This is a genomic window from Planomicrobium sp. CPCC 101079 (assembly GCF_007859275.1).
In the GTDB taxonomy this organism is placed as follows: domain Bacteria; phylum Bacillota; class Bacilli; order Bacillales_A; family Planococcaceae; genus Planococcus.
This window is the reverse complement of sequence record NZ_VOHC01000011.1, coordinates 481,966-496,486: the sequence shown is the minus strand read 5'-3', so window position 1 is coordinate 496,486 and position 14,521 is coordinate 481,966. Positions and strand designations below refer to the sequence as shown.

Genomic DNA, 14,521 nt, shown 5'->3' with positions numbered 1-14,521 from the left:
CACTGCCATTGTACAACAAAAAGTTGAAGATTACATGTATTATTACAACTACATCCGACCGTTCCAAAAATTAAACTGCCACTCTCCGGTTGAATACCGGACAATGGCAGTCTAGGTGTTTTTTCTTGTGTCTCAAATTAACGGGTCAGTCCATTTTCGATGAGCGGGGTTTTTATACGATGAATTTGGTGAACCATGCAATGTATTTTGCGCCGGGCAAAAAGAAAAGCTGGGCAAGTATGGTTCCGAACAGACGGGAAGTGATCATCATTAAAGCTACACTTTTCAAGTGAAGGTAGCTTCCGCGTTGATTGATGACATCATCTGCCAGTACGGAAATTTTCGGATCGACGAAAACGATCAGCAAAATGGTCGCCAAGCCATTGATCAGTCCCGAAGCCATAATGGCAGTTGTCGCTCTTTCGGGAACAAGGATCGCAGCATATAACGCGGCCAATACGCCGATTGTATAAATGGCGGTGATTACCATATTGATAAGGAACAATTTCACCGGAATGTCTTTTAATGAGATGTTTTTTAAATACGACAGCCTGGGAATTTGAATATGGGTGATGCCGCGTTTTATGTATTCGATGGTCAGCCCTTTTTTGGCCAATCGGGGAAGGGAGCCCCGCTCTTCGGACAAGTGAATGATGGCTCTTGAAAAAATCGAAATGAACGTCGGCAAAAGCAGGATGCCTACTATCGTACCAAGTGTTGAAGAACCGATGATGACGCGATACTGGTTCTCAACAAATGCCAATGCATTTGCCGCTGGTGCGGCGTCGACTAAACTTCCGGTAAACGGCTGCTGCATCATATTGGCGAGCCGGGAAACCATGACCATGACGTTAAAAAGCGATAAGGCGGAAGCAAGCAGCCTCACCCGCGCACCTGACAGCCGGACAGCGTAAGCAAGTGTTTCAATTGAATGGATGATCAAGACGAACAATGCGATCAATAACAACTTTTCAGTGAGCAATTCCAATTAGATGACCTTCTTTAGTTTTTCTTCCTAACAGCCTTCAAGTTTAAGGCGGTAAGAGGGAAGCGGTCTTTGTGGCAAATGTTAATCGAATACTGCTTCTTTATGTGGATCTCTCAAAAAATCAAAAAGCAAACGGATTTGCGTTTCCGTGTTGCGGGCAAGCGACAATTCCGGCAAGTCATTTTCGCTATAGAACCGGACATCATCTGTCTCTAGGCCATTTTCAGCTTGTCCGCCGACAATGCCGCACTGTATAAAGACTTTATAATAATGATAAGGTTGCGCAGGATTGCCATGTTTTTTTAAATCCAATAGCGCCAGCAATTTGATAGGAACCACTTCAAAGCCCGATTCTTCCTTAATCTCCTTAACAATATTTTCTGCCGGTGATAAACCGACATCGCAAAAACCGCCAGGCAGTGCCCATTTACCGTCTATGACTTCTTTGACCATAAGAATCTGGCCATTCCGGAAGACTGCACCACGAATATCAACTTTAGGGGTTTGATAACCGCTTTCGCTTGCGAACAAATCTTTAAGTTTTTCCATTTCAAGACCGGTATGCTCTTGCATAATCTCAGTGCTGATGGTTCTGAGTTCTTCATACCGTTCGATATCATAGCCATTTTTCGAAAAAGCAAGCCCTGCCTGGGATAAGGATTGAATCCGCTGGGCCCATTCCAGCCATTTAACGCTCAAAAGAAGCACCTCTTTCCAGTAGTCCTAAAAATTCAGCAACGGATTTTAATACAGCGTCCGGCTCAATGGAAAACATGGCCGTTTGAAAGTCTGGCAGCCAGTGCACACCAATCGTGTAGACATTCGCTTTTTGTCCCGCTTCAATATCTGCGTCGCTGTCCCCGATAAATACCGCTTCATCACTCGCCGCGTTCAGTAAGTGCAATGCTTTGTGAAGGCCTTCTGGATGCGGTTTGGGCTTGTCGACGTCATCGCCTGTAATTATTGCATCAAACAGCGCTTCCATCCGTAGAGCCTGCAAGGAAATATCCAAACTCCGCCTGGCTTTCCCAGTGACGATGCCGATTTTAAGCCCTTGATTTTTAAGGTGGAGGAGCAACGAGCTAATTTCACCGCTTTCTTTTACTAAATCGGCATGATGCTCCATATAGGTTGAATAATACAAGTCAATCGCTTTTTCTTGGTCCCTGTGTTTTAGATTCTGGCGGATGATACCGGTTTCAGACGGTCCGAACATCGCCCTTATTTCCGCTGATGTAAGGTCTCGTTGATCAAACGTCTTGAATACTTTTTGAAAAGCAGCATCGCAAACAGGCAATGTATTTGCCAAAGTTCCATCAAAATCAAAAATAATTGCTTTAAGCATGGCTAGCCTCCTAAAAAGTCTGTTTGAATCTTTTGATTTGTTCTATAGTATATATAATAGGTTAATATCACCAAAAAGAAAAATAACATAAAATAGCTGCAGGAAAATTGTCATTCTGCCTAAGGGGTGTAAGTTTGTGGATTATGTAGCAGAATTACGGAAGAAAGTAGGGCATTTACCGCTCATTCTTCCAGGAGCAGTAGTAATCGCTTTCAATAAACAAAACCAAGTCTTACTGCAGCACAGGAAGGATGGAGGATGGGGCTTGCCTGGCGGGTTGATGGAGTTAGGGGAAAGCTTGGAGGAAACTGCGAAAAGAGAAGTAAAAGAAGAGACAGGGCTTGAAATAGCTGGCCTAAAGTTATTAGGGATTTTTTCGGGACAGGAGTTTCATTATAAACTTCCCAATGGAGATGAACTTTACTCGGTCACCGCAGTTTTTCAAACCAACCAAATAGCTGGGAAACTGGTTCCGGACCTCTCAGAATCCCAGGAACTTCGTTTTTTTTGATATTGAGCATATGCCAGAAGGACTAACAGAAGAATACCGTGTTTATTTAAGTTCTTATTTAAAATAGTGATATTTTACGCTAAGCCATAATCAGCAGAATGTAAAGGGGATAACATTGATTAAGAATAATGGACTGCTTACTCGTTATGTAACTGACTTTTCTTATGCCGATATTAAATGCATTACCAACTTCAACTTAAGCTTCATAAAAGACTTGGATATTTACAGTTCTTTGCTGGATATCGATTTTATAGTGGAATCAGCAGAGGGCATGTACCTTGTGCAATTCCGTTTTCGCGAACCACAGAATATCCGGTTTGAAAGCTTAGGTTATTTTCAGCCGGTCAATCTTGCAATTAGAGATTTACGGAAAAAAGGGTGGGAAAATATCAAATACGAAGTCCAAGACAATGAAAACAACACACTTAGCTTCTACTGTTCTGAGATCGAAGTAATCTCTGTATCAAAGACCAGCTTGGAAATCGAATAAAGAAATTAGAGCAGAAAAAGAAGACGAAATGTACTTTAAGTTGAATGGTATTGGAACATATCAGATTTTCGAAAAAGAGAACAGCTCAAAACAGCAGTTCTCTTTTATTTTTAGAGCATGGATTTGTATTAACTGCCATTGCCCTATAACAAAAGGTTGTATTGAAGCTAATTCTTGTTTTTTAATAATGATGTTAAAAATTAACATAAACTTTATTTGGATTTCCTTATATTAAAAATGACTGCTATACAGTATTATATACACATAGTGTAAGGTTGAATGGTCTAATAACCGCTGGTCAGAAAGTACCGGGAAATTCGGGCAGACTGCGTTCAAATTAGAACCGGGTAGAACACAAAAAGTAAAGAACTGGAGAGTGGGCAAATGCTTGAGGAACAAACAAGATACTCTCGTCTTGCGCATATTACAAAATTAATCAATTCGAAACTTCAATTACGGGAAGTGCTTGAGCAGGTAACGTTAGCCATTTCAGAAGAAATAGTGCAATGCGACTCTGTAGGTATCTATCTTCCGCAGGCGGATGGACAGTTCAGGGGCTATGTTGGAAAACCGGAAGTCATCAATGGAATGACGCTCGATATGCATGTGATTGACATGGACTATGATTTGTTGGCAAAAGAAGTGATCGAAACTAAAAAAACGATCTACATTCCTGATACTTCAAGGGATAAACGCCCAGACCCGCGAGCAGTGGAAGGTTTTAAAATCAAATCTCTACTCGTTCTTCCAATCACCTACGAGGATGAATTGTTCGGATTGGTTTATTTGTTTGATTACGGCATTACCATGGATTTGACGGAAGATGAAATACAAACAGTGGAAGCATACGTGAATATGGCGGGTGTTGCTGTCCGAAACGCGACCAACTTGACCCGGAAAGAAAACTTGATTGCGGAAAAGCAATTATTGCTCGATTTAACGCGCGATTTGTCAATGTGTTCGACGATGCAAGAAGTTTTGGATAAATGTTTTCATTACGTTGGAAGGGTATTGAATAACTTCAATACTGGTGTGCATTTGCTTGACCCGATGGCCGGCATGAAAATAAAACCAGCCAATTTAAGCCGGGAAAGCGAGTGGACGGAAGAAGAATGGATCAAGACCCATGGTGAAGACCATATCGACCAAACAAATGATGCAGTCCTCCAAGAAGTGGTAAAGACAAAACGGCCACTGCTGATTCCTGACGTATTTGCTGACAACAGGCCCAACCACGAAATTTGTAAAAAGTTCGGCATAAAAGGCATGCTCATGCTTCCATTGGTTGCGACGGGGGAAGTATTGGGGGCACTGGCGGTTCCGGAACTTGAAAAAAGTAAAATGTCCTTTCCGGAAGCCGATATCCAATTGGCCCAATCGATTGCCGACGCTACAGCATCCACTTTGTCCAATTTGTTGTATATGGAAAAGCAGGAGATGATTATTGAGGAGCGGACTTCTGAAATCCGGATTAAAAACAGTGAACTCGAACGCGTAGTGACAGAACTGGAAAATCTCAGCCGTGAAAGAGAGTTAATACTGAATTCAGCCGGAGAAGGAATTTTCGGATTGGATTTAGAAGGAAACATTACGTTCTGTAATCCAGCAAGCGAAACGATGCTCGGTTATGAGAAAGGCGAACTGATCGGAAAGCCTTCCGATATTATTTTCGAGCAGAAGAAGGATTCCGGTACAACGGCAATTTATCCGGAAATGAATCAAAAATTCTTTAAAAAAGACCAATCCAGTTTCTCAGTTGAATACGTGATTTCTCTCATTAAAGAAGGAGACAAAATTCTTGGGGAAGTTGTCACTTTTAGGGATATTACGGAACGGAAGCATTTGGAAGAAGAAATAAAGCATCTTGCCTATTACGACAGTTTAACTGAACTTCCAAACCGGGTGCTGCTGAACGACAAAATCAATCAGGAACTGAATGCTGTTCATGGAAGCGACCAAAAACTTGCGCTCCTTTACTTGGACTTGGATCGCTTTAAGTTGGTCAATGATAGTCTGGGACATAGCTACGGAGATATACTTTTGCGTGAAGTGGCGAAACGTTTGAGCGCAAGCGTGCCCCGCAAAGCAATCGTTTCGCGTCAAGGCGGCGATGAATTTACTATCGTCCTGCCGGACATTTTTGGCAAATATGACGTCTTGATGGTGGTTGAACAAGTCATTGCTTCGTTTGCAAAGCCTTTCTCTCTTAAAGGCAATGAAGTTTACGTGAAAACGAGTATTGGCATCAGTGTGTATCCGGAAGATGGTGAAACTGCGGAAGCGCTGATTAAAAACGCTGATGCTGCGATGTACAAGTCGAAAGAAAAATCCGGTACCCATTACCATTTCTTTGAAAGTGAAATGAGCAACCGCAATATGGCAAGCATTAAGTTGGAAAATGCTTTGTATAAAGCGTTGGATAACAATGAACTGGTCATTTATTATCAGCCGCAGATTGACAGCAAATCCAATGTGATGATTGGAGTAGAAGCGTTGCTGCGCTGGGTGCATCCAACGGAGGGAATAATCTCGCCTGCAGATTTCATACCGATTGCAGAAGAAACGGGCTTGATCATTCCGATTGGCGAATGGGTTTTGAGAAATTCCTGCAAACAATTAAAAAAATGGCAAGAACACGGGCATACGTCCCTGTGCATGTCCGTCAATTTATCAGGCCTTCAATTTGAAGAAGATAATTTGGTTGCCATGGTGAAGGAAATGTTAGAAGACGTGGGCTTGTCCCCCGAATACTTGCATATTGAGTTGACGGAAAACCAAATCATCAAAAACACCGAAATCACGATGCGAAAAATGAGGCAATTAAAGGATTTAGGCGTAAAGATTGCCATCGATGACTTTGGCACCGGTTATTCGTCGCTCGGCTATTTGAAGAACTTTCCGATTGACGCATTGAAAATCGATAGATCCTTTATTCAAGATGTGGTCGAAGATAATGATAACGCGGCAATTACGAACACCATCATTACTTTAGCCCAAAACCTGAATTTAAATGTTATTGCTGAAGGGGTAGAGACAGAAGAGCAACTGGACTTCCTCTTGTCAAAAAACTGCACGATTATGCAAGGTTATTTCTTCAGCAGGCCGATCAAAGCCAAAGAGCTGGAACAAAAATACTTAATCGATACTTCAGAGACAAAATAGGAGGAGAAAAATGAAAGCAGTTCATGCGTCAATCGAGTATTTAAAAAATATGGGTGTGAAGCACGTATTCGGTATTCCTGCAGGTTCCGTAAATGCTTTTTACGACGGGCTGTACGATGTCCCTGAAATAACGCCGATCGTTACGAAGCATGAAGGTGCAGCAGGTTATATGGCGGCCGCTTATGCCAAATACACCAACCAATTAAGTGTCTGTATCGGAAGCAGCGGACCAGGTGGAACAAATCTCGTAACGGGAGCAGCCAATGCAATGCGCGAACATCTTCCAGTACTTTTTTTAACTGGGGCGGTTCCGGTCAGTACAATGGGCTTGAATGCTTCGCAGGAATTGGATGCAGACCCAATATTTAAATCGGTTACAAAATACAGCGTCACCGTCACGGATTCGAACAATCTATTGGATGAAGTCGTAAAAGCGACGACGATTGCGGTTTCCGGTGTACCGGGCCCTGTCCATATCGCCATGCCGATTGATGTACAGCAAGGGTTAGTCGACGCACGAGTTCCCGCTGTTGTCCAAAAAACAGTCATCGCGCCTGATCTTGAAGTAATCCAGCGTACCGCTAAAGAGCTCGTGGAAAGAGAAAGCGGTTATATATTTGTTGGGCAAGGTGCTAGAAATTCAGTTGACCTTTTGGTCGAACTGGCTGAAATGCTGCAATGGCCACTTGTGGTAACTCCACAAGCAAAAGGGCTTATGCAAAACGACCATCCTTTATTTGCAGGGGTCTTTGGCTTTGCTGGAACAGAAAAAGCTTCAGCTTTGATAAACGATGGCGAAGTAAATACGCTGCTTATCATTGGTTCGAGCTTGGGCGAAACCGCTACAAACAATTACAACTCGAATTTGACTAAAAACCGCTTTTCCATCCAACTGGATTTCGACGCTTCTGTCTTTAACCGAAAATACGAAATCGATCTTCCTGTGCTAGGTGATGTCGGCCTGAGCTTGGTGTATTTGATCGAAGAATTGAAAAATCTCGGCATGACCCGCAAAGCAGCCCAACCGGTTGAAAAAGACGATGATTATGTAGGCGATGAAGAATACAACACCAAGAATGTCCTTGCCAAATTGCAGGAATTTTTGCCACCTTCAACCCGCTATACAATCGATATCGGAGAATTTATGGCGTATGTTATCCATACCATGAAAGTATATGAACCTTTTACCTTTGATATAAATGTCCATTTTGGTGCAATGGGGAGCGGAATCGGTTCAGCCATCGGTTCAAAACTTGCGGAACCTGAACGGCCGGTGGTAGCAATCACTGGAGACGGCAGTTTCTTCATGCACGGCATGGAAATTTTAGCAGCAAAAGAAAACAACTTGCCAATCTTGTTTGTAGTATTGAACAATGCCCGTCTCGGAATGGTCTATCACGGCCATACTCTGCAATACAAGCGCAGCCATGCTACATTTGAGCAGCAGCCGATCAACATAGCGGCTATGGCTGCGGCTATGGACATTCCAAGCTTTAGAGTGGATTCTATGGATGATTTAGATGGGGAAGCGATCCAAAAACTTGCTTCATTGGATGGCCCGGCTGTTTTGGAAATTGCATTGGTCGACAACAACATCCCGCCAATGGGCGACCGCGTTAAATTTTTATCTTCTTTTCAAAAATGAATTTTACAAGGAAACCCCTCTACACATTAGTGTAGAGGGGTTTCCTTGTTGAGGAACTTCTATTAAATATTTGATTGGAAACAGATATTCCTCTTGCTATTTCGAAAAACAGCTTAGCTATCCCAATGGTGTCTCCGTTGGTTGGCTCCATAGTTATAGGTAAAGTTGTCCAGAAGAAACCAGTAGCAAGCCCCAGCTGGTTCAACCCTTCCATTCTGCAAATACGAACACATCGAGTAGACTTATCCGGTTGAATGGATCGAAAGTGCTGAAGCGGCTCAACGCTCGCCCGCGGAACGCGTCCAGCTGGTTCGCGATGAAATAACTAGTCACCTTTCTCGACAGCCTGAACCCCCTCTACACAATTAATGTAGAGGGGGTTTAGAGGCCGGCAAAATCGGTATGTACAATTCTAGCAATCGTTTTCATTGTCTGGACTTTGAACTGGCCAGAAACGGGCTGGCCAGTTGGATCACTGTAAAATAACGCTTGTTCTTTTTCGTTATAGGAGTACCCGAGTGGAGCCAGCGCCTGTTGCAAACTTGACGGCATTTCGGCCATTTTGGTTTGGTTCTTAAAATAAGGAGTGGAGAGAATTTTTACGTCGGCATCTTTATAGCTAGTATGGACAAGAAACAGCGCTTGATCATTTTTCACTATCCATTGGCCTTTAGAATACAAAGCAATCCGGTCGTTGTATAGCTCAGCGATTCCTGCCAGATTGATTCCGAAAAGTGCTTTGATCATTGAACGGATAGAGGCTCCATTTGCTTCTGTCCCGATTTGTTTCAAATAGCTGTGGATGGCTGCTCTCGGAAATTTTAAATGGTCATATCTCGGATGAAGGACCAGGGCCAGGTCAATATCAATTGCGAAAATCTGTCTGACGGCATCGCAAACAACTGAACTTGTGATTTCTTCTGCACAAGATTCCAGATAGGCGTCAAACGCTTCAACTGTAGGAAAGGTTTGATCGTTATGGCATATTTCATTTTTCTTGAAATTCGACTCCCCGTAATGCATTCCAACACTCCTTTAGGCATAAATTCCTAACATTTGGAATTATACAGCAAATACCAATGAATAGGAATATTATACCACTGTGAAAGGAGGGACTTTCTTTTCAAAGCGATTTGGCATTTACTTTTTTATTTGCGGGCGCAGCCATAGTTTAGCAAAATCCACATAGCCAAAATGGCTGATCTTAATATTGAGCAAATTGATTGAAAATGGTATTTGCCGTTTAACATAGTAGAGTGGAACAAGGATAGATGATTCCAGCAAAGCTCTTTCGACTGCTAGATTTAAGGTTATCCATCTTTCGAAAGGCGTATGTTTGTAATTGCTGGTGAGCCTGCTGAAACTGGCGTCTGACTGGACAATGGAAGCTAGGGGAGAATAACCGTAAACGAGAAATTGGTAAAAGGAGAAGTTTTGGTTCATTTCAAATATTTCTCCGTGAATGAACAAGTCGGCTTGCCGGTTTTTCATTTTATTAAATGTATATTCTTCAAAGGGAAGTTCCATTATTTCAATTGGCACTCCTTCTTTTTCCAAAATGGATTGGAGCCACGCAGTAGTATTGGCTACATAGCTGGTTGTTTTCAAGACAAGCGGTTTTTTGAAGTTTGGGCGTCTGATTTCAGGCGGCAGATAATGTTGATCTTGGCCCGCCAGGCAGCTTTTGTGGTTTGGTGATATCCGTTCATCAACTCGTTCAATTCCATGCCGGTGTTTGGAGATGATGTGATGTATAAAGTCGCGGACATCTTTTTGTCTGATATCGGAATCTCGGAAGGCGTTCATAATAACAATACCAAAACCGGAATCGCTTTCCACTTGAACCGTTTCTTGTGTTTTTTCTTCTGCTGCAGAACGGTAAGTAAAATCGAAATCAGCAGGAACCACAACAAATTCCACCACATCGAGCAGCGGTCTTTCACGAAAATGATCCTTAAAAGCCTGTAATGTTGCTTTACTTTTGGAAATGGCTTCAACAAAAAAACTTCCGGTTCCTACCAGTTGCCCATTGGGCTCTTTGTAAATGCTGGCGTTCATCATACCAAGCATTTGCAGGCAGTAGCTGCAGCCGCCAGGAAACAAAATATCAACCACTAACGGCGCTGGGGAATAAATCTCGGTGACAGGTTCCCACAAGTTTTTAAAGTGTACATGCTTGCGGATTTTCTCCAAGCATTTCACAACGTCTTGAGCAGTCAGCATGGAGCCATCATGAAACTTGACACCTTTTTTCAAGTAAAGCCGAACTTTATCCGGCTCAGCGTCCCAACTATGTGCGAGCTCAGGGGATACAATCCCATTGCTGTCGACTGCGACCAGCCGGTTGAAAACATTTGTGACAATGTGCGCACCTTGTACTTCCGCTGTTTCTAAAGGATGAATTGTAAGGAGAGGGTATTTTCTTGGAATAATCAACTTGTCTTGTTTATCCGGACTTTGAATATACCCGAATTTTGAACGGAATTTATCCATAAGCCGTTCTTTTGAGTGTTCCGACCAATCGTAAAGCAAATACTTGCTGCTTTTTTCTACTGCATCTTTGTCGATCCATTTCATTAGTTGGCATTCAAATTCCTCTTCCACGTTTCGAAGCCATTTTAGGTTTGAAGCTTTCCCTCTTCCACGGCCGGATGAATAATCAAACCAGCCTTGTTCTTGCCATTTCTTTAAGGAACGGGAAGTTTGCCTTGGGCTTAATTCCAATAGCTCGGCTATTTCTTCCTGTTTGACTCCTCCTGAAGGAACGGATTGCCATAATGTTAATAAGTTTTTATCCATTGATGCCTCCTAAAAGTAGACACATCTTTATAAGGTGTCTATTTTTTGTTTTATGAGTCTAGTTTAATATACATATTACAGGGAGGAGATGCAAAATGAAATGGAAAGAATACCCTCAAAACATCCGGGTCCGCCTCATAACATCATTTTTTAACCGTGCGGTTTCCATGGCAGTTATGCCATTCATGGCTTTATTTTTTGCACAGGAATTAGGCAAAGTATGGGCGGGAGTGTTTTTGGCAGGGACTGTTATTGTCAGTTTTATCGTCAATTTAATCGGTGGATATATTTCTGACCGTTTTCAGAGAATAAAGGTATTGCTGATTACTTCTTCTTTGAATGCATTAATGTTTTTATTCATGACGATCAGCTTATTGCCGGAAAAGAAATTGATATGGCTGTTTGCTGCAGCTTATACGGCTTTCACCATTACAAGCAGCTTGGGCAGGCCGGCACTGCATGCCATTATCATCGATTCGACAACACCGGAAAACCGCAAAGCGGTGTATGCGATCGATTACTGGATGGTTAACTTATCCATGGCAATCGGTACGGCATTGGGTGGCTTGATGTATGTCAGTCATAAAGTTGAATTATTTTTGTTATTGTCCATCACGAGTGCCTTGCTGCCGGCAGCTTATAAAATATGGTTAAGGGATGAACAAATTCAGCGTTTAGAAAAACAGCACCAGAATGTCTTTTATGACCTTCTCCAAAATTATAAAGTGGCATTTCAGGATGCACCGTTCGTTAAAGTTGTAGCGGGTTCGGTATTTATCTTTGCAGGAGAATTTTCATTGAACAGCTATATTGGGGTCCGGCTGGCAGAAACGTTTACTCCGGTAATGGCTGGAGGCGTCGAAATTAACGGAGTCAGGATGCTAAGTTTACTCAACATCCTAAATATGCTTCTGGTTGTCTGCTTAACATTCTGGATCAACAGCTTTACAAACCGATTCAGCAAACAGACTGTTCTCTTAGGCGGCTTGATCCTATATACATTTGGGTATGCCTTCATGACTTCAGCAAGTACATTGCATATGTTGATCGTTTTCGGTGTTATCGCGACTATCGGAGAACTCGTTTACTCGCCTGTACGCAATGCTGAGCAGGCGAATATGATGCCAGAGGACAAGCGTGGATCATATTCTGCCTTTTCCAGTCTGTCATTCAGCGGAGCGGATTTAATCGCACGGGCCTCAATCATAATCGGCGCATATTTAGCGCCGGCGATGATGTCTGTCTATATGGGAATCTTGCTTATGGTTGGAACGGCGTTCATCTATACAGGATTATTTGTAAAAAAACAAAAAGATCAAAAGGCGCTGTTGACAAAGACTGTATGAAAGCGGGCGATTACGGAAATAATAGAAAAAAGGAGCGGAATTTTTCTCAATTTTCTGAAAACATGGTATTTATGCACTCATTTTCAGTTATAATAAAAGGAAAAGTTCTTCCAGGAGGCGAAAGAATTGAAGCAGTCGATTAGCCGGAATTGGGATTTGAATTCCTTGTATGAAGGCGGCAGTACTTCAGAATCGCTGAAGAATATAATGCACGCTTTAACTTCGGAAATAAGCCGTCTGACAGCAGTATTAGAATCGGATGCAAAAGATATGCAAAAGTTGGCAGGCACTTTAACGGATATAGAACAAGTGATGAATATGTGGCTGGAGATCGAAGACTTCAGTGTCTGCATTTATGCGCAAAACACAGCAGATATGAGCGCTATTCAATTACTGGATCAAGTCAGTACCATAAAGGCAGCCATGAAATCCTTTCATGCGCTCTTGAACCAAATGTTGGCAAACCTTAGTGAAGAGCAGTGGCAAGACCTACTGGGACAGAATGGCGTCGAAGCGATTGCATTTTCTTTGGAGGAACGAAGGAGAAATGTAAAAGACCGGCTGCCGCTCGAAATAGAACAAATCATCAATGCACTAGCTGTCAATGGATTTGACGGGTGGGAACAACTTCACAATCAACTTTTCAATCAATTAAAGGTTCCCCTCATGCAAAAAGGGAAGATAAGAGAGCTTTCTATTGGAAGTGCTTTAAACCAAGCGTTATACGATAAAGACCGCCACAAGCGGGAACTAGCGGCAAAAGCGATTACCGAAGTCTGCGACGCGGATGCAGAAACATTTGCAGTGCTCCTAAACCGCATTGCGGGCTACCGGTTGGACTTGTACAAGCAGCGCGGATGGGAGAACATGTTGAAAGAAGCGCTCGACCAAAATCGTATAAAAGAAAAAAGCATCCACTCAATGCTCAAGGCATTAGAGGAATGCAAACCGCTTTTCAGAGCTTATTTAAAAAGAAAAAAGGAGCTGCTTCAACTTGATGGCTTGAAGTGGTTTGATCTGGAAGTCCCTTGCTTTGAAACGGCCAAGAAATTTCCATATGCTGAAGCGGTGTCAATCATTGAAACGCAGTTCCATAACTTAAGCGAGAAGTTAGGCCTCTTTGCTGAAAAGGCTTTTCACTCCAATTGGATTGAATCAGAAAACCGTTCCGGGAAAGCCGAGGGGGCATTTTGCGCATCTTTGCCATTAGCGAAAGAAAGCAGGATATTTTTGACCTACCGGGAAAATTACTTTGATGTGGTCACGCTGGCACACGTACTGGGACATGCTTACCACAATGAAATTCTGCACCATGAGCCGGCTTTTATTCAGGAGAAAGGAACAAGCATCGAAGAAACGGCCTCCATCTTCATGGAAAACTTAGTGCTTGATGCTGCCATTGAGCAAGCTGGTTCAAAAGAAGAAAAGTTGGCGCTGCTGGAAATGAAAATTTCAAGTGGCATGCTTTGTGTTTCAACGATTCCGAATATGTATCAGTTTGAAAGGTCCTTCTATGAACAACGAAAAAAAGGGCTGCTTGCCGCTCAAGAGATTAAAGAGTTGCTGATTCAATCTGAAAATGAGCTATACCATGGATTGGTAGAAGAACAAGAAGTTTACCGGTGGCTTTACGTTCCGCATATTTACGTTACTGAAAAAGCTTTTTATAACATTCCCTATACGATCGGCTATTTGTTCAGCAGCGGCATATATGCCATAAAAAATGAATTAGGAAGCGGCTTTATGGAGCGCTATGATGACTTGTTGCGCAATTCAGGACGGATGACAGTTGAGCAATTAGGGGAAACTTATTTAAACCAAGACTTGACTGAACTGTACTTTTGGCAAACAGCCCTGGAGCCATTAAAAGATGCAATCAAAGAGTTTTTGCGGCTTAGTGAGCAGAAAGCAGAATAATAAAAAGCAGAAAGGATAGCTATCCTTTCTGCTTTTTTCGTTATATATTCAATTTCGCTTTTTCGATGGAAACAACAGGGTCGAATGGGAAGGACAAAAAATTAAGGTTGCATAATAACACTAGGAGAACCAGGAGACCCATAATAACCACTGCTTCTAGTGTATCTTTTCGATTTTCTTCAAGTTCTTGCTTCTTTTCCCGATAATCCATTTGAATTTTTCTTCTGTTTTCGAAGTTCATAAGGTACTCCTTCTTTTTGTATTTTAAGTAAATGGCTCAAGAGCAGTAATGCGCGGACAGCTATAGATCCAACGAAC

Annotated in this window: 12 protein-coding genes and 1 pseudogene; 7 read left to right on the top strand and 6 right to left on the bottom strand. The window is 42.4% G+C overall.

The window, feature by feature from the left end; all coding sequences use genetic code 11:
• Window positions 1-7: 7 nt before the first annotated feature.
• The gene (locus tag FQV28_RS06985) at window positions 8-115 is read left to right on the top strand and encodes an IS3 family transposase (protein WP_370455119.1); all 108 of its coding nucleotides are present in this window, start codon (window positions 8-10) and stop codon (window positions 113-115) included.
• 57 nt (window positions 116-172) lie between these two features.
• Here FQV28_RS06985 and FQV28_RS06980 read toward each other — a convergent pair whose 3' ends face one another.
• The 3 genes from FQV28_RS06980 to FQV28_RS06970 form a co-directional block, all read right to left on the bottom strand.
• Window positions 173-988, bottom strand: coding sequence for a lipid II flippase Amj family protein (locus tag FQV28_RS06980; protein ID WP_186763801.1), 816 nt, complete (start codon window positions 986-988; stop codon window positions 173-175).
• Between the two features lie 81 nt (window positions 989-1,069).
• Window positions 1,070-1,687 carry an NUDIX hydrolase gene (locus FQV28_RS06975; RefSeq protein WP_146494938.1) on the bottom strand — a complete coding sequence of 206 codons (618 nt, stop codon included), beginning with the start codon at window positions 1,685-1,687 and terminating at the stop codon, window positions 1,070-1,072.
• Window positions 1,677-2,333: an HAD family hydrolase gene (locus tag FQV28_RS06970; RefSeq protein WP_146494936.1), complete on the bottom strand. Its 657-nt coding sequence runs from the start codon at window positions 2,331-2,333 to the stop codon at window positions 1,677-1,679. The genes FQV28_RS06975 and FQV28_RS06970 overlap by 11 nt, the downstream gene beginning before the upstream one ends.
• A 136-nt stretch (window positions 2,334-2,469) precedes the next feature.
• On the opposite strand from FQV28_RS06970, the pseudogene FQV28_RS06965 reads away from it, so the two are divergent.
• The 4 genes and pseudogenes from FQV28_RS06965 to FQV28_RS06950 all read left to right on the top strand — a co-directional run bounded on the left by FQV28_RS06965 (window position 2,470) and on the right by FQV28_RS06950 (window position 8,141).
• Window positions 2,470-2,911: pseudogene (locus FQV28_RS06965) on the top strand (NUDIX hydrolase).
• 48 nt (window positions 2,912-2,959) lie between these two features.
• Window positions 2,960-3,334 (top strand): hypothetical protein, encoded by a 375-nt coding sequence (locus tag FQV28_RS06960; RefSeq protein ID WP_146494934.1) that lies wholly within the window; start codon window positions 2,960-2,962, stop codon window positions 3,332-3,334.
• 384 nt (window positions 3,335-3,718) lie between these two features.
• A complete protein-coding gene (locus tag FQV28_RS06955; RefSeq protein ID WP_146494932.1) occupies window positions 3,719-6,496 on the top strand; it encodes a bifunctional diguanylate cyclase/phosphodiesterase in 2,778 nt (925 codons plus the stop codon).
• Between the two features lie 10 nt (window positions 6,497-6,506).
• Window positions 6,507-8,141, top strand: a complete 1,635-nt coding sequence (locus FQV28_RS06950; protein WP_146494930.1) for a thiamine pyrophosphate-binding protein — start codon at window positions 6,507-6,509, stop codon at window positions 8,139-8,141.
• 381 nt (window positions 8,142-8,522) lie between these two features.
• Here FQV28_RS06950 and FQV28_RS06945 read toward each other — a convergent pair whose 3' ends face one another.
• Window positions 8,523-9,164 carry a hypothetical protein gene (locus tag FQV28_RS06945; RefSeq protein ID WP_146494928.1) on the bottom strand — a complete coding sequence of 214 codons (642 nt, stop codon included), beginning with the start codon at window positions 9,162-9,164 and terminating at the stop codon, window positions 8,523-8,525.
• Window positions 9,165-9,281: 117 nt separating this feature from the next.
• Window positions 9,282-10,940 carry an ABC transporter substrate-binding protein gene (locus FQV28_RS06940; protein WP_146494926.1) on the bottom strand — a complete coding sequence of 553 codons (1,659 nt, stop codon included), beginning with the start codon at window positions 10,938-10,940 and terminating at the stop codon, window positions 9,282-9,284.
• A gap of 95 nt (window positions 10,941-11,035) precedes the next feature.
• On the opposite strand from FQV28_RS06940, the gene FQV28_RS06935 reads away from it, so the two are divergent.
• Entirely contained in the window at window positions 11,036-12,286 is a 1,251-nt protein-coding gene (locus tag FQV28_RS06935; protein ID WP_146494924.1) for an MDR family MFS transporter, read from the top strand.
• A gap of 126 nt (window positions 12,287-12,412) precedes the next feature.
• Window positions 12,413-14,203 carry a M3 family oligoendopeptidase gene (locus FQV28_RS06930; RefSeq protein ID WP_186763800.1) on the top strand — a complete coding sequence of 597 codons (1,791 nt, stop codon included), beginning with the start codon at window positions 12,413-12,415 and terminating at the stop codon, window positions 14,201-14,203.
• 40 nt (window positions 14,204-14,243) lie between these two features.
• Here FQV28_RS06930 and FQV28_RS06925 read toward each other — a convergent pair whose 3' ends face one another.
• Window positions 14,244-14,444, bottom strand: coding sequence for a hypothetical protein (locus FQV28_RS06925; RefSeq protein ID WP_146494922.1), 201 nt, complete (start codon window positions 14,442-14,444; stop codon window positions 14,244-14,246).
• Between the last annotated feature and the right edge of the window lie 77 nt (window positions 14,445-14,521).